The sequence below is a fragment of the Peribacillus sp. GL_122 genome (assembly GCF_057835005.1).
The window spans coordinates 3,371,383-3,386,878 of sequence record NZ_CM174415.1 but is presented as its reverse complement, the minus strand read 5'-3'; the positions used below and the strand labels follow the sequence as shown (position 1 = coordinate 3,386,878).

The following is a 15,496-nucleotide window of genomic DNA, read 5'->3' as shown; positions in this document are numbered from 1 at the left end:
ACATGAAGGAATTATTCCCGGCTAAACAAGTATGGGGTTTTGTATTTTCATTGATTTTGACGTTTGTAGCTCTTTTGGTTTACTTCTTCAGTATGTCAAAAGCAACAGGCATGACGATTTTTATATTGACAGCATTCATACAAGCAGCTGTTCAACTAGTTGTGTTTATGCATGCTCGTGAAACTGATGATAGCAAATCAATTTTTATGACTCTATATTGCGCTATATTCCTAGCTCTAATTACTGTCTTCGGTACAATACTATGTATGGTCTGGGGTTGGAGTTATTGATTCGAAACAGCTTGAAAAACAAACGAAGTACAGTGAGTTAATGAACATGAAAAGACTGTTGAAACGTAATTACTTTGACTTTTAGTGGCAGGGTGTATTACTTTTCAATAAATGAATAAATCCCCTCATTTTAGACTGAACAGTGTAAACCACTATTTCTATCTTAGATGAAGGGGATTTTCCCTTTTGCATAATGAAAGCCTGCGGGTAAATTGGATAATGAGGTTTTGTAGAAATTCCCCCATCCTTCAAGCGGCATGACAGAACATGCTTAGCGTATTTATTATGGGACCTGTGTATAGGTTAAACAAGATTGAAGCACTTCGTTTCCTTTATCGAATCATGAAGAACTAAGTCGTTAAAAGTAAAAAAATTCTTTAAAAGGATGTAATAAATATGGAATGAGTACGATATTTTAGTGTAATTCCGAAATATAACGAATGCATTTTGTGTTGAAAAATCGTGGATTTCTTAAAATGAGGAAGAAAAAACCAAATTGATTTTAAAAAAAGTGGACGGAAGCGAAAGTTTCCGATATATTAAAGCAGAAATCATAGTTATTTTAGGGGGGCTCGACATCATGAGACCATTTTATTTATATTTAATGAAATTTCGACAACCGAAGGAAATTGATGCAATCACTAAATTTGCCAATCATGCCTATGAGGACCATGGCTTCCCAAAACAATCGACTGATTATAATGAACTGAGCAGTTATTTAGAATTGAATGCAGACTATCTCGAAAGTATGTCAGTATTCGATCAAGCGTGGGAACAGTATGTCCAAATAGAAGAAGGGCTCATATTGGGAGATCAGGAATAGGGAGGATCGGAAGGATGCTTAAAAGCCTTCAAACCCGAATTTTGCTTTACTCTTTACTTATTGCAAGTGTTCCTCTTCTGATATTGGGAATCATATCCTATGGATCACAACGATCCCTTCTGGAGAAGGAAGCAAAAAATGCCCTGAATGCAGGTTCAATGAATATTGTAAATGAAACATACAACTATTTGAACGAACGAATCAGTGATGTGAAGTTTATGAGTGCAAATTCGTTAATCATCAATCCTGGCTATTCAAAAGAAGAGAAATCAGATGAACTAAAAAAGTTTATCGATGCAAAAGGTAATTATTACGGTGTCTTGCATTTGGATATGGAAGGCAATGTCATTGCAGATACATCAAATAAAATGATCGGGGACAACCTCTCGAAGAGAATATGGTTCAAAGAGGCCATAGAAGGTCATGAATTCCTTTCTGACGTTTATAAAACCCGGACTTTTTCAAAACCCATAATGGTTCTAAGTGCGCCGGTATATGATGATGCAGGGAAAATGATCGGTGTCGTATCCCCAGCTTTCCGGTTGGAAGGGCTTTGGGAGATGATGGAGAAGAAGGCTAATGAAATTAGCGATAAATACCCAGTGAACTTTTTCATGATCAATCAAGAAGGCATCATGATTTCGAAAAAGGACCCGCATGGCGTCATGCAGGATTCTGCCTTGAAAGAAATGGGATTAACTAAAGGTAAGCTGATGGAAGCTTCGTTATCGGATGATTTGTACAGTGCAGAGAATGGGGAAAAAATATATTCCATCCAGCCTGTCCATACGATTGCAGAAACGGAGAATAAATGGTTTGTTGTTGTGGGGGCTGATAAGAAACAGGTGTTTCAACCTTTGAATGACCTATTAACACGGTACCTGACAATCTACAGCATCGTTTTTGTTTCTATCATTCTGGCTGTCTATTTATTAACAAAGACCCTCGTACGGCCAGTTCAAGAACTTGTCGAAGCGACAGAGGATTTCATAGGGGGAAAGGAATTCATCATATCCGACAAAAGAAGCTTCGAGGAAATGGAAAAATTGAACCTTGCTTTTCTAAGAATGATGGAAACGATAGAAGAACGTGAGAAGGAAATAGTCCGTACGGAAAAATTGAAATATGTTGGCCAGCTTGCTGCCGGTGTCGCCCATGAAATCAGGAACCCGTTGACGACAATAAAGGGCTTTTTCCAATTAATGAAGAGCCAGGATCATGATAAAACATTAATAGAAAAATATAGTGATGTCATGCTTCATGAAGTAGATCGGGTCAATGCATTCGTGACACAACTTCTTGATTTGGCAAAACCGCATCAACTGGAATGGGAGAAATTCGATTTAAAGGATTTCCTTGAAGAAATTATAGATACCTATACCCCCTCAAATCCGAGTTATCATGTAAGAATAATTAATGAAGTGACACACTCCGTCTTTGTTTATTCAGACAGAAATCGGTTAAGGCAGGTTCTCTTGAATGTCTTGAATAATTCTTGTGAAGCCATCGAAGCAATGGGGCAGATTGAACTGCAACAGACTTCCATGTCCCAATATGTAAAATTAGTGATCAGCGATGATGGAAAAGGCATCAGTCCCGAGGATTTAAAAAATATCGGTATGCCCTTTTATACCACCAAACCGGATGGTAACGGATTAGGTGTGGCGACGTGCATTCAGATAATGGAGGAATTAAAAGGTAAATTCCAAATAGAGAGCGTCCGCGACGAAGGAACGAAAGTGACTCTCATCATTCCCACTACGAACCGTCTCATTAAATGAGGCGGTTTTTGTTTGGTTGCAGTGCCCTTTAATAAATGGGCCGGTTACTTAGTTAAATGAGCAAAATGCCCTCTCATTTCCATTAACCTCCATGTTTGTTTGTGCATATAATTTACTAATCAAACGATAAGGACCATATTGGGGGATGTCTCTTATGGGCAAAAAAAAACAGCCGAAATTTAAATTAGGCGATACAGTCGTAATAACAATGTATGGGACAGTCGGGAATATAACCGATGTAAAATTTCTCGATGGTGCTTATGTGTATGAAGTGAACTATAGTGAAGGTCTTTATATCGAAAAAACATTGCAATCGATAAATGAATATGAAGGAGAAATCCTTTATCCAAAAGAACAAATCGATATTGAATATAAATATTTATTAGGTGACTTGGTCCAAGTGGATGGATATGAACAGGATTATTTCAAGATTATTGGCTATCGAACGGAAATTTGGCGCTATAAGGAAAATGCCTGGGAGGATGTAATCTATGAGTTATCAAGAATCTCGGATGGTGAATGGCTTGAAGCGCATGAAGAAGAACTGACTTTGATAGCCGATGCTAAACGTGCAGATGGAATTATAAAAAAGTTGGGTCTGCTGCTTCCTAAAAAGAAAAATGAGCTTGCTATCATTTCTAAACAAAACAACCCTGGTAAAGGTGAGCGAGATATGACAATGACAAAAAATGAAAAAAAGGAAATGATTGATGGACTGTTAGATTTATATAATGATTATTGTAAGCTCTACGAACATTTTGGAGATGATGAATACCGCCATATCATGAAGATTGCCCTAGCGAAAATTGAAAAAGCGGCAGAGGAAATTTATCCAGATCATAAAAAGAAGCAAACGAAGTGAAAGGTATCCCAAACTTTTTAAAGGGCAATTTCCAAATTCCCTATAGAAGCTTCCATTCAAATTGAACAGAAATGGACCATGATGACTATAGGCCCTTCATATGATTTTCCATTATGGGATGCCTTACTGGTATATTTGTCTCTACACATTCATAGACCTTTAAATAAGGGGGCGATGATTTGCGAGAAATTGAGGTTTTTATTGATACAGAAGAGATAGCGGAATTCTTTTTTCAAGAATTAATAAGACGGGGCTATCTTCCAACAGAAGCTGAAGTTGAAGATCTTGCTGACATCACATTCGAATATCTTCTTGAAAAATGCATAATTGATGAAGAAGTCGATGAGTAACCTGTCATAAGACGGTTAGCAGCTTCCTTTCCCTTAATTTTATTAACGATTTAAAAAAAGACGGCGGACCACCGCCGTTTTGTTTGCGGTTTAGAGTAAGGGTGCCAAAAGTCTTTTCGTGATTTCCAGTTTTTCAAGTTCTAGGATAAGGTTCAATTTTCCTAACTTGTGGTTGATATGGTATAGTAGTTTTTGAATATCATTTCAACCACAAGTTAAGGAGGACATAGTCGTATGAGCGTACATATTGGTGCAAAAGAAAATGAAATTGCGGAAACGGTCTTACTACCAGGGGACCCGTTGCGTGCAAAATATATTGCTGAAACATTTTTAGAGGATGCTAAACTTTATAATGAAGTTCGTAACATGTTTGGATATACAGGGACATATAAAGGGAAACGAATTTCTGTACAAGGTACAGGCATGGGGGTTCCATCCATTTCCATTTACGTGAATGAATTGATGAATAGCTATAATGTCCAGAAGCTGATTCGTGTGGGAACTGCAGGAGCGATTCAAAAAGATGTAAAAGTCAGGGATGTGATCCTTGCCATGAGTGCTTCCACCGATTCCCAAATGAACCGCATGACTTTCGGTGGGGTGGACTTTGCCCCAACCGCTGATTTCGAATTACTAAGAAAAGCGTATGACGCCGGTACGGCTAAAGGCTTGCAATTGAAGGTCGGTAATGTATTTACGGCCGATCAGTTTTATAACGATAATAGTGAATTGGAAAAATGGGCAAAATACCAAATACTTGCAATAGAAATGGAGTCAGCTGCCCTATACACGCTTGCCGCTAAATTTGGCCGCCAAGCTTTATCTGTATTAACCATTTCCGATCACATTTTAACCGGTGAAGAAACGACGTCGGATGAGCGCCAGTCAACTTTTAACGAAATGGTTGAGGTGGCATTGGAAGCAGCTATCAAGGATTGATAATCGGATGTAAATGTCAGGCGGGTTACCAGGAATAAGTGATGCTGTAGAATGACAGTCGGGATACAGGCTCAGTTATTCCTTGGTATCCGTATTGTTGTAATGTCAGGAGATAGCTATTGCCCTTGGAGCTTTCTCTATATTAACGTTTGTGAAGCGGTAAAAAAATACATATGGTCATAAGTTGTTATTTTTGATAACTATTATTTTTCGATTGGCATGAAAGCTGATAAAATAGGAATGAAATCGTTTATATCGTCATGAAGAATGAAAGTGGTGAGGCTTCAGTGGAAGAAGAAAATCAAAAACAGCCAAAAGAGGCAGGGAAATTCATTAAAATAAAGAAGTTTACGTTCATTATGGGGATTTTCTTAGTCATATTTCTAACTGCAGGGATTACTACAATAGCCTTGACCTTTGGAGATGAAAAAGTAGAGTCATTAGCACCGGATAAACATTCGGAATTTGAAAAGCTGTATTCTACATACGATACGATAAAAGATAACTATTATGAAGAGATTGATCAAGATAAGCTGGTTGACGGGGCAATTAATGGAATGATCAAATCATTGGATGATCCCTACTCTGCTTATATGGATAAAAAGGAAGCATCGAGTTTCCATGAGAGCATCTCTTCATCCTTTGAAGGAATCGGTGCCGAAATTCAGGAGCAGGATGGAAAAATCATGGTCGTCTCACCGATAAAAGGGTCCCCAGCAGAAAAATCAGGGGTAAAACCGAATGATATCATTTTAAGTGTGGACGGTAAAAGCGTTGAAGGACTAAGCTCTTCTGAAGCTGTCCTGAAAATAAGGGGCGAAAAGGGAACGAAAGTGGATTTATCCATCTCAAGAGCTGGTGAGTCGGAACCGATTGAGCTCACAATTAAACGGGATACAATTCCAATTGAAACGGTTTATGCGGAAATGCTTGATGATGGAGTTGCAAAAATTCAAGTGACCAGTTTTTCCGAACATACAGTCCAAGAGCTGAAAACGGCGCTTGAAGAAATGTCGAAGAAGGATATGAAGGGTCTCGTATTGGATTTGCGCGGAAACCCAGGGGGACTTCTTGACCAAGCAATAGAAATGGCAAGCCTGTTCATACCTAATGGGAAAGTGGTCCTTCAAGTAGAGGATCGCAGCGGGAAAAAAGAAGTCTATAAATCGAAGAATGATGGAGAACTGAAAATCCCGGTAGTCGTGTTGATTGATGACGGAAGTGCCAGTGCTTCTGAAATCGTTGCAGCGGCTGTCAGTGAGTCTGCGGACATTCCATTGATCGGTGTCAAGTCATTTGGGAAAGGGACAGTTCAGACTGCCCAAGACTTTAAAGATGGATCTAACTTCAAATATACGGCAGCTAAATGGTTGACTCCTGAAGGCAATTGGATTCATAAAAAAGGGATCAAGCCGGATATTAATGTAAAGCTTCCTGATTATGCCAGCCTTCCGTACATTTCACCTGATAAGGAATTGAAAGCATCCGATTCTTCGAGTGAAGTGAAAGCAGCTGAAGAGATGTTGAAGGAAGCAGGACATGATCCAGGAAAGATAGATGGATTCTTTGATGAAGCAACCACGAATGCGGTCATAGCATTCCAGAAGGAACAAAAAATTAAAGAAACTGGGACTATTAAAGATGATACTACCGTGAAATTGATGCAGGTCATCCGCGAGAAGATCCTTAAAAACGACACACAAGTGAAAAAGGCAGTAGAAGTATTAAAGAAAGAAATCAAATAAATGATTATGCCCGAAAAGCCTATCAGCGATTATCGTTGGCAGGCTTTTTGTCGTTAAATGCATAAAATTCCAATATTAGACAGAGAATAGGGGTAATTTTCCGATGAGGTGAGGTAATGAAAGAAAAGGTATTTTTCATATATCTATTGATCTTGATTCTGGCAGGCTGCACCTATGCCCCTTTACCCAAACAAAATGGAAATGCAGGTACGGAAAAAAAACTAACCAAAGAAGAGGACCAGGAAAGCGTGAAAACATTTCTGTTAATTGGTGTTGATACAAGGGGAGAGCAAAAATCTCGATCAGATGCGATTATCCTGGCAAAATACTTTCCTGAGCAGGAGAAACTGAAGCTGGCTTCCATCATGCGTGATAGTTATGTGAAAATGCCCGGGAATAAATCAGGATATAACAAAATAAATGCCGCTTATTATTATGGTGGAAGGGAACTGCTCAAGAAAACCATACAGGAGAACTTCGATATCAAGGTCGATCATGTAGCGGTAATCGACTTCCAGGGATTTGTGAAGATGGTCGATTTACTTGCCCCTGAGGGGGTAGCGGTGAATGTGGATCAGGAAATCATTGATGATATGAGCATTCAAGCAAGTGTTGGTAAAAATGTTTTACATGGTGAGGAAATATTGAAATATGTCCGTTTTAGGCATGACGATGAAAGTGATTTTGGAAGGGTAGAGCGTCAACAAGAAGTAATGGTCCAATTAAAAACAGCGTTCATAAATCAAATCTCATCCTTCGAAGGGATGGCAGCTCTTCCTAGTATCATCGAACAAGGACTCTCGTACCTGGATACAGATATTGGACTGAAAACAATAATGGAAATGGGTCCAAAAGCCGTCTTCCATACACCGGACACCGTCGAAACTTTAAGGGTTCCAGTGGAAGGAAGCTTTAAGGATGAAATATATCCCCAGTCCGGAGCCGTTTTGGAAATGGACTACACTAAAAATAAAAGGGCACTTCAGGAGTTCTTTTCAAAATAATAAGATCTATTATTGAAAACAACCTTATATTAAGTGAATATGTTCGAATTCACTTGAATTATTGTATTATAGACCTCGTAAGAATAATCATGATCATCTTTAAAAAACGAGAGGGATACGAAATCCTTCTCGTTTTTTTATCATCAATAAGGAACCTGGATCAATTAACAAAATGAGGAATGTTTTTAATGAAATCCGGTGTTATGATGCCGTTTTCGGTAATGATGCTCGTAATAAGATGATTTGGTGTAACGTCAAAGGCTGGGTTGAAAGTCTTCACGTTTTCCGGAGCGATCCTTACACCTTGAATGAAGGTGATTTCCGCTTCATTCCGTTCTTCGATCGGAATGGATGTGCCGGATTCGATAGAAAGGTCGAATGTGCTTGATGGTGCGGCCACATAAAAGGGGATGCCAAAGTGCTTGGCTAATATGGCCAATCCCAATGTCCCGATTTTATTGGCTGTATCTCCATTAGCCGCAATCCTGTCGGCCCCGACGATAATTCCATTTATTTGTTTCTGGTGAATCGTATGTGCAGCCATATTATCTGAAATTAAGGTGACATCAACCCCCGCTTGCATCAATTCCCAAGCCGTCAAACGCGCACCTTGCAGGACAGGCCTCGTTTCACATGCGAACACTTTTAGCGGAAAGTCCCTTTCTTTAGCCAGGTGGAAGGGAGCTAGGGCTGTGCCATACCGAGCTGTGGCAATTCCCCCAGCGTTGCAATGAGTGAGAATGGAATCTCCTCTAGTGAATAAGGATAAACCATGTTCCCCGATTTTCCTGCACATTTCTTCATCTTCAGCAAAGATGGCTTTAGCCTCCGATACAAGTGCTTCCTTTGCAGCTGAAATGCTTTGCGCAGCATGCAAGGTGTTCTCCATCCTCCTTAACGCCCAAAAAAGGTTGACTGCAGTTGGCCGTGAAGAGGCGAGTTTTTCAATATGCCTCGTGACATTTCTCTTGAAATCCCCTAATTCAGCGGTTGTTTCCTGTTTGGCACCAAGAGCAACACCAAATGCTGCCGTCAGTCCAATTGCTGGGGCACCGCGAACTTTTAATGTCAAAATGCTGTCAAATACATCATCAACAGAATGAAGTTCAATAAATTCAGTTATGGAAGGAAGGGCTTGTTGATTTAATAATGTAATATGGGTATCATCCCATTGTACCGAATATGGTAAGGGTGCTAGTGTAGTCATGTGCAGGTCTCCTTTTAAATGGTTGAATAAGATGGCAGTGTACGTTGCTTCAATGCTTCAATGACTGCTGGAACATCCAATTCTTCCCGGTTTTTAATTAAAAATGCACCAATTTCCAATGTTGCAGTTTTGGCAGCAATCCTTGTTTCTTTATTTTCAATGACGTTTAAATCGGCAACATTGGAAAGGCCTATGGTTCGCCGAATCAGTTCACAGCCGGCAAAACCGAAAGCATCTTTTTTGAATTTTGTCAGTAAGTAAGGCAGATAACCTTTCACATGGCGGAATGGGCTTTTATTTTGACCTTCCCATAATTCGGTATAAGTTTCTTCAAAGGCATTCCAAAATTCATGAAGGTGTGTGAAAATCTCTTCCTTTCCAGCGCCATTGCGTGTGACTGCCTGGAAGAGAAGGTTCGCGGTGTATTGACCAAGGTCAAAACCAACGGGCCCATAAAAAGCGAATTCCGGATCAATAACCTTTGTTTCAGTTTCACTTGCAAATATACTTCCAGTATGTAAATCTCCATGAAGTAAGGCCTCCTGCTCGGTTTCAAAGCCTTGTTTCAGCTTAGCGACCTCAAGTATTACTTCTTGATCATTCCAGATATTTTTGGCGGCATCAGTCAATTCCACCTCGAAGTCTCCCGGGAGTTCCTCAAAAAATGGATCCGTGAAAATAAAGACCTCAGTGATTTTGCAGAGTTCCGGATTCGTGAAATGTCGGGCCACTTCCTTTTTCGCAGATGGTTCTAAATGATAATCGGATGTATAAAATGCCGTCTTCGCAACATACTCACCAATATGCTGTGAAAGCAATGGATATGAATCGCCATCGATCAATCCTGTCCTAACGATTTTCAAGTGAGATAAATCCTCCATGACCGTGATGGCAAGCTGTTCATCCGAATAATAGACTTGCGGTACGAATTCGGGGCAATAACTTCTGAAATGAATCAGCGCATTCGCTTCAATGGCAGCCCTTTTCAATGTGAGCGGCCAGCTTTCACCAAGTACCTTGGCATAAGGGACCGCTTGTTTGATGATTATTCCTTTATTTGTGTGCGTGTCTGTAATATGAAAAACATAATTTAAGTTACCATCGCCGATTTCTTTACATTTTAAACTTTCATCCGCATTGACCAACCCAAGTTTTTTTGCAAGGGTTATAGCTGTTTCGTTTGTCAATCTCTTAAAATTTGAATGGTTTTGCGTCATTCTTTTCCCCTCCAGATTCAAAATAAGAATAAAAAAGCCTCTTTCATATAGAAAGAGGCAGAAGTTTTGGCTTCGGACCTCTTATCTTCCAGAATATGAATTCTGGTGGAATTAGCACCGTGCTCTGTGGATTTTATAATCCGGCGGTGAATCCGCCCCATTTCACAATGGTATTACAGTCGGTTGCTGGGCTTCATAGGGCCTTTATCCCTCAGCCTGCTCTTGATAAGAGTAAATGTTTTCTGAAATTTTAATCTTCGGGAAAATAATAACAACTTTTTAAATAGTTTGTCAATGGGTAAATTAATAAAAATCAGGGCGGCGATCTTCGAATACAGGTATTTTGTTACGGGCTTCCGTAACTTTTTTGAAGTCCAGGGTGCCTGTCAAGAGTTGGTTTTCTTCTCCGGCTTCACTTATGATATTCCCCCATGGATCAATAATCAAGGAATGACCCGCAAATATATTATTGACATCCGAACCTGAACGATTAACGGCTACAACATAGGCTTGGTTCTCGATGGCACGGCTAATCAACAAGGCTCTCCAATGATCGAGTCTCGGCTTTGGCCATTCAGCCGTTACGAATAGAACTTCGGCGCCTTGAACGGTATGGGCTCGCTGCCATTCAGGGAAACGGATGTCATAACAAACGAATCCAGCACATATTTTTTCATCAAGAGTAAATAAACCATCTTTTTCTCCTGGCTGCAGGAAATGATGTTCATCCATTAACTGAAATAAGTGAAGCTTATCATATTCTTTAATGAGATTTCCATGTTTATCGATGATGATCATGGTGTTATAGATTCCCTTGCTTGTTTTTTTCGCAATGGAACCGCCTATGATGTGAATCTGGTGTTTCTGTGCCTGTGTTTTAAAAAATTCAATCGTTTTTTCTGCCTCATGATCAGCAATCTCATTTAACCTGGTCAAGTCGTATCCTGTTGTCCAAAGTTCCGGTAAAATGACGATATCGGGTTCTGAGCGTGCCGCTTTTTCCATCCATTGTTCTGCAACCTGAAAATTGATATCCGGTTGCCCGAAGGCTATATCCATTTGAATACAAGCTATTTTCCACTTCATCGTTTAAAACCCCCACATGTAAAAAATACTTTACAAGACTATGATAAACATATATCATTTGTGACTAGAATTTCAAGAAATTTCAGAGAAGGTGTATAAATGGTGCAATTCGAAAAATCCGGCCAGCTTCAGGACCTGCCCAAGCAGTTTTTTGCTTCACTAGTCGCAAAAGTCAATGCGATCACGGAGCAAGGACATGATGTCATTAATTTAGGCCAGGGAAACCCTGATCAGCCGACGCCAGAACATATCGTGAAAAGTTTGCAGTCTGCCGCTGAAAAAACGATAAATCATAAATATTCGCCATTCCGGGGGCATCAATATTTAAAAGATGCTGCCGCCGTCTTTTATGAACGAGAATACGGTGTCAAGCTGGATCCGAATAGTGAAGTGGCGATTCTCTTCGGGGGGAAGGCAGGTCTTGTAGAACTGCCGCAGTGTTTATTGAATCCAGGTGATACGATCCTTGTTCCAGATCCAGGCTATCCGGATTATCTTTCCGGAGTTGTTTTAGCCCAGGCAAAGACCGAACTCATGCCCTTGACAGAAGAAAATGATTTTCTTCCGAAATACGATGACATACATAAAGAAGTACTTGATAAAGCCAAAATGATGTTCTTGAACTATCCGAATAATCCCACAGGTGCTTCTGCAACTGAAAGTTTCTTTGATGAAACCGTCACCTTCGCAAAAGAGCATTCCATTTGTGTGGTCCACGATTTCGCTTATGGTGCGATCGGATTCGACGGAAAAAAACCGATAAGCTTTCTCCAGGCAAAGGGAGCGAAGGATGTAGGAATAGAAATATACACACTATCGAAAACATACAATATGGCAGGGTGGAGAGTCGGCTTCGCAGTAGGGAATAAGAGTGTAATAGAAGCTCTTGAACTATTACAAGACCATCTTTATGTGAGTCTTTTCCCGGCGATACAAGAAGCTGCGGCAAGCGCTTTGCTTGACTCGCAGAGCTGTGTAGAGCAGTTAGTGCAGATGTACGAAGGACGAAGGAATGTTTTCATTAAGGGATTGAGGGCAATCGGCTGGGATGTCAAAGCGCCTGCGGCATCGTTTTTTGCCTGGCTCAAGGTACCTAAAGGTTTTACGTCAGAGAGTTTTGCAGACTATTTATTAACGCATGCCCACGTAGCTGTTGCCGCAGGGAATGGATTCGGTGAATTTGGCGAAGGTTACGTCAGGGTAGGGCTATTGACTTCCGAAGAACGGCTTGAAGAGGCTGTGGAACGAATACGTACATTAAACTTATTTTAACGATGGAATGAGGTATCCGATTTATTCACCGTTAAATAGTTAAAACTTATTGACAAAGTAGGGATTACCTGTCAGAATACAAAATAAATTCTTAATCTTTCGATACTTGAATGCAATTTATATATCAGCGTTTTCTTATTTTGAGCAGGTGGAGGGACTAGCCCTATGAAGCCCAGCAACCGACCGTAATTCCATTGTAAAATGGGGCGGAATTCTTCGCCGGATTTTCTTTAAATCCACAAGGCACGGTGCTAATTCTTGCAGCCAATGGCTGGGAGATAAGAAGATGGCTTTTTAAAGCCTCTTCTTTATGAAGGGGCTTTTGCCATTTTGAGAACATTTCAGGTTAATGACATCGAGAGTTTACTAACGTGTTATAGGAGTGATTCAGATGAGCGAGATAGTCGCTACTTATTTAATTCATGACTTCAATGGAAATCATGAGAAAAAAGCAGAGAGCATCGCCTTAGGTTTGACTGTCGGGACATGGACGGACCTGCCACATTTGGTCCAGAAACAACTGGAAAAACATAAGGGGCGCGTCGTATCGGTGACACCACTATCTGAAGAAGAGAGGGCAAACAGCTACTTTAATCGTAAAGTATACCGTTCGCTTATTAAAATTGCCTATCCGGCAGGGAATTTCTCCATTGATTTACCTGCAATCCTCACGACGGTCTTCGGCAAACTTTCATTGGACGGAGAAATAAAACTTATCGACCTGGATTTTGTCGGTGATATTCAAAAAGCTTTTCCCGGGCCGCAATTTGGTATTGGAGGCATAAGGGAAAAGATTGGCGTATTTAACCGGCCCCTGGTGATGAGCATCTTTAAAGGTGTATTAGGAAGGGACCTGACATTCCATAATGAGCAACTGAGGCAACAAGCATTAGGGGGTGTCGACCTAGTTAAAGATGATGAGATCCTCTTCGACCAGGAACTGACTCCATTTTTCGATAGAATAAAAACGGGAAAAAGAATATTGAATGAAGTCCATGAAACCACTGGCCACCGAACTTTATATGCTGTCAATCTATCAGGGAAAACATTTGAATTACTGGATAAGGCAGAGCAGGCGGCTGAAGCAGGGGCAGATGCTTTATTGTTCAACGTTCATACATATGGTTTGGATGTATTGCAGGCCTTGAGTGAACATGATCGTATCAAGCTGCCGATCATGGCGCATCCCGCATATAGCGGGGCATTGGCATCTTCATCATTTTATGGGATCGGCTATCCGTTATTGCTTGGTAAATTAGTAAGGTTATCAGGTGCGGATTTATCCTTGTTCCCATCCCCTTATGGAAATGTCGCACTAGAAAAAAAGGAGACCTTGGCGATTGCTGAAGCTCTGACAAAAGATGAATTTTCATGGAAAAAAGCCTTCCCTGTTCCTTCTGCAGGCATTCATCCAGGCATGGTTCCGGACTTAATCAAGGATTTTGGGCTCGATAGCGTGATTAATGCAGGGGGCGGAATTCACGGGCACCCTGACGGAGCAGAGGGCGGGGCCAAGGCTTTCCGTTCTGCTGTGGAAGCCGTTCTAGCAGGAAAGGACCTATCAGAAGCGGCGGCTGAGGAAGAAACACTAAAAAAAGCTCTTGTGTTATGGGGAGGCTTATAAGAAATAATGAAACCGATCATCTTTTGTGATTTTGACGGAACGATCACCAACACGGACAATATCATTTCCATCATGAAAAAATTTGCGCCTCCGGAATGGGAAGCGTTGAAAGACGGTGTCCTTCAGCAAAAAATCAGTATATCTTCAGGAGTTGGGGATATGTTTTCACTGCTTGATAGTGGCATGAAGGATGACATCATCCAATATGTAAGAAAAACGGCCGGCATTCGTCCAGGGTTTTATGAATTCGTTGAGTATACGAAACAAGCCAACATCCCTTTATATATAGTAAGCGGGGGCATGGATTTTTTCATTGCACCGCTTTTAAATGATATCTTGCCAACAGAGTCCGTTTATTGCAACCATGCATTTTTTGATAAGGAAAAGATTTATATAGAGTGGCCACATGCTTGTGATGATCAATGTAATAATGATTGCGGTTGCTGCAAGCCATCCATTATGAGGGAAATAGCGGGTGCGGAAGATTTTAAATTCGTTATTGGAGATTCAGTAACGGATTTTGAAGCGGCTAAACAGGCCGATTTTGTCATAGCCCGTGACATACTGCTTGAAAAATGCGATAGGGAAGGAATTCCACATCAAGGATTTGAAACATTTTTTGATGTAATTGACATTTTAAAGCGGCAGGAGGCGGTTAAAGCGTGAACAATCATTCTAAAGAATGGCGGGAGTTGGCAGATATTAAAGCTGAACTGGCCGAAAGGGATTGGTTTATGGGAACAAGCGGGAACTTGTCCATCCGCGAGCCCAAAAGCCCTTTCTTTTATATTACGGCAAGCGGTAAGGATAAAAGGAAGCAAACGGATTCGGACTTTTTACTGGTGGATTTAAAAGGAAAACCAGTTGAAGAAACGAACCTAAGACCATCGGCCGAAACTTTACTTCATACAGTCATTTACCGGAAAACAAATGCGAACTGTGTACTCCATGTCCATACAGTTGAAAATAATGTGATATCAGAATTGTACGGAGATGAAGGCCAGGTTTCATTTTGTAATCATGAAATCATTAAAGCGACCGGTCGGTGGGAGGAAGATTCGGAGCTTCGGATTCCAATCATATATAATCACGCTGACATTCCGCTGTTATCCGATAAGTTCAAGCCACATGTCGAAGAAGACTCTGGCGCCGTGCTGATCCGCAATCATGGCATTACGGTTTGGGGTAAAAGCGGACTCGAAGCAAAAAGAATACTTGAAGCTTGCGAATTTTTATTTCAATACCAACTGTTGCTTAATCAACAAAAGGCGTTTGCAGGTTCTTTAAGATAAACAC

General features: G+C 40.6%; 16 protein-coding genes and 2 riboswitches. Of the genes, 13 read left to right on the top strand and 3 right to left on the bottom strand.

What is annotated here, in order from left to right; genetic code table 11:
* Positions 1-2: 2 nt before the first annotated feature.
* From qoxD to AC3ISB_RS16250, 9 genes are all read left to right on the top strand, one after another.
* Positions 3-290 carry a cytochrome aa3 quinol oxidase subunit IV gene (gene qoxD, locus AC3ISB_RS16290; RefSeq protein WP_098369343.1) on the top strand — a complete coding sequence of 96 codons (288 nt, stop codon included), beginning with the start codon at positions 3-5 and terminating at the stop codon, positions 288-290.
* Positions 244-375: a YokU family protein gene (locus AC3ISB_RS16285; protein WP_141994685.1), complete on the top strand. Its 132-nt coding sequence runs from the start codon at positions 244-246 to the stop codon at positions 373-375. The genes qoxD and AC3ISB_RS16285 overlap by 47 nt, the downstream gene beginning before the upstream one ends.
* A 495-nt stretch (positions 376-870) precedes the next feature.
* Positions 871-1,113, top strand: coding sequence for a YozE family protein (locus tag AC3ISB_RS16280; RefSeq protein ID WP_098369618.1), 243 nt, complete (start codon positions 871-873; stop codon positions 1,111-1,113).
* 14 nt (positions 1,114-1,127) lie between these two features.
* Entirely contained in the window at positions 1,128-2,894 is a 1,767-nt protein-coding gene (locus AC3ISB_RS16275) for an ATP-binding protein (protein ID WP_480339416.1), read from the top strand.
* A 154-nt stretch (positions 2,895-3,048) separates the two neighbouring features.
* On the top strand, positions 3,049-3,756 hold the full coding sequence (locus tag AC3ISB_RS16270) for a hypothetical protein (RefSeq protein ID WP_098369345.1): 708 nt from the start codon (positions 3,049-3,051) through the stop codon (positions 3,754-3,756).
* Between the two features lie 179 nt (positions 3,757-3,935).
* The gene (locus AC3ISB_RS16265; RefSeq protein WP_064505166.1) at positions 3,936-4,106 is read left to right on the top strand and encodes a YozD family protein; all 171 of its coding nucleotides are present in this window, start codon (positions 3,936-3,938) and stop codon (positions 4,104-4,106) included.
* Positions 4,107-4,340: 234 nt separating this feature from the next.
* Positions 4,341-5,045: a purine-nucleoside phosphorylase gene (gene deoD, locus AC3ISB_RS16260; RefSeq protein WP_076366058.1), complete on the top strand. Its 705-nt coding sequence runs from the start codon at positions 4,341-4,343 to the stop codon at positions 5,043-5,045.
* A 287-nt stretch (positions 5,046-5,332) separates the two neighbouring features.
* Positions 5,333-6,790: a lmo1851 family serine protease gene (locus tag AC3ISB_RS16255; RefSeq protein WP_480339417.1), complete on the top strand. Its 1,458-nt coding sequence runs from the start codon at positions 5,333-5,335 to the stop codon at positions 6,788-6,790.
* 116 nt (positions 6,791-6,906) lie between these two features.
* Positions 6,907-7,794, top strand: a complete 888-nt coding sequence (locus AC3ISB_RS16250) for an LCP family protein (protein WP_489273723.1) — start codon at positions 6,907-6,909, stop codon at positions 7,792-7,794.
* A gap of 160 nt (positions 7,795-7,954) precedes the next feature.
* Here AC3ISB_RS16250 and mtnA read toward each other — a convergent pair whose 3' ends face one another.
* From mtnA to AC3ISB_RS16235, 3 genes are all read right to left on the bottom strand, one after another.
* Positions 7,955-9,001: an S-methyl-5-thioribose-1-phosphate isomerase gene (gene mtnA, locus AC3ISB_RS16245; RefSeq protein ID WP_144552026.1), complete on the bottom strand. Its 1,047-nt coding sequence runs from the start codon at positions 8,999-9,001 to the stop codon at positions 7,955-7,957.
* A 14-nt stretch (positions 9,002-9,015) separates the two neighbouring features.
* Entirely contained in the window at positions 9,016-10,218 is a 1,203-nt protein-coding gene (mtnK, locus tag AC3ISB_RS16240; protein ID WP_489273722.1) for an S-methyl-5-thioribose kinase, read from the bottom strand.
* 78 nt (positions 10,219-10,296) lie between these two features.
* Positions 10,297-10,450, bottom strand: a riboswitch (SAM riboswitch).
* Positions 10,451-10,521: 71 nt separating this feature from the next.
* Positions 10,522-11,304: a carbon-nitrogen family hydrolase gene (locus tag AC3ISB_RS16235; protein ID WP_489273721.1), complete on the bottom strand. Its 783-nt coding sequence runs from the start codon at positions 11,302-11,304 to the stop codon at positions 10,522-10,524.
* 99 nt (positions 11,305-11,403) lie between these two features.
* Here AC3ISB_RS16235 and AC3ISB_RS16230 point away from each other — a divergent pair, with 99 nt between their 5' ends.
* The 4 genes from AC3ISB_RS16230 (at position 11,404) to AC3ISB_RS16215 (ending at position 15,492) form a co-directional block, all read left to right on the top strand.
* Positions 11,404-12,576: a pyridoxal phosphate-dependent aminotransferase gene (locus AC3ISB_RS16230; RefSeq protein ID WP_489273720.1), complete on the top strand. Its 1,173-nt coding sequence runs from the start codon at positions 11,404-11,406 to the stop codon at positions 12,574-12,576.
* 132 nt (positions 12,577-12,708) lie between these two features.
* Positions 12,709-12,861, top strand: a riboswitch (SAM riboswitch).
* Positions 12,862-12,967: 106 nt separating this feature from the next.
* Entirely contained in the window at positions 12,968-14,200 is a 1,233-nt protein-coding gene (mtnW, locus tag AC3ISB_RS16225; RefSeq protein WP_489273719.1) for a 2,3-diketo-5-methylthiopentyl-1-phosphate enolase, read from the top strand.
* Positions 14,201-14,206: 6 nt separating this feature from the next.
* Positions 14,207-14,866, top strand: coding sequence for a 2-hydroxy-3-keto-5-methylthiopentenyl-1-phosphate phosphatase (locus AC3ISB_RS16220; RefSeq protein WP_098369353.1), 660 nt, complete (start codon positions 14,207-14,209; stop codon positions 14,864-14,866).
* Positions 14,863-15,492 (top strand): methylthioribulose 1-phosphate dehydratase, encoded by a 630-nt coding sequence (locus AC3ISB_RS16215; protein ID WP_098369354.1) that lies wholly within the window; start codon positions 14,863-14,865, stop codon positions 15,490-15,492. The genes AC3ISB_RS16220 and AC3ISB_RS16215 overlap by 4 nt, the downstream gene beginning before the upstream one ends.
* Positions 15,493-15,496 lie beyond the last annotated feature (4 nt).

Coding starts and splice junctions, on each gene's coding strand:
- qoxD (WP_098369343.1), top strand. CDS start 3: ATGAAGGAATTATTCCCGGCTAAACAAGTATGGGGTTTTGTATTTTCA.
- AC3ISB_RS16280 (WP_098369618.1), top strand. CDS start 871: ATGAGACCATTTTATTTATATTTAATGAAATTTCGACAACCGAAGGAA.
- AC3ISB_RS16275 (WP_480339416.1), top strand. CDS start 1,128: ATGCTTAAAAGCCTTCAAACCCGAATTTTGCTTTACTCTTTACTTATT.
- AC3ISB_RS16270 (WP_098369345.1), top strand. CDS start 3,049: ATGGGCAAAAAAAAACAGCCGAAATTTAAATTAGGCGATACAGTCGTA.
- deoD (WP_076366058.1), top strand. CDS start 4,341: ATGAGCGTACATATTGGTGCAAAAGAAAATGAAATTGCGGAAACGGTC.
- AC3ISB_RS16250 (WP_489273723.1), top strand. CDS start 6,907: ATGAAAGAAAAGGTATTTTTCATATATCTATTGATCTTGATTCTGGCA.
- mtnA (WP_144552026.1), bottom strand. CDS start 9,001: ATGACTACACTAGCACCCTTACCATATTCGGTACAATGGGATGATACC.
- mtnK (WP_489273722.1), bottom strand. CDS start 10,218: ATGACGCAAAACCATTCAAATTTTAAGAGATTGACAAACGAAACAGCT.
- AC3ISB_RS16235 (WP_489273721.1), bottom strand. CDS start 11,304: ATGAAGTGGAAAATAGCTTGTATTCAAATGGATATAGCCTTCGGGCAA.
- AC3ISB_RS16230 (WP_489273720.1), top strand. CDS start 11,404: ATGGTGCAATTCGAAAAATCCGGCCAGCTTCAGGACCTGCCCAAGCAG.
- mtnW (WP_489273719.1), top strand. CDS start 12,968: ATGAGCGAGATAGTCGCTACTTATTTAATTCATGACTTCAATGGAAAT.
- AC3ISB_RS16220 (WP_098369353.1), top strand. CDS start 14,207: ATGAAACCGATCATCTTTTGTGATTTTGACGGAACGATCACCAACACG.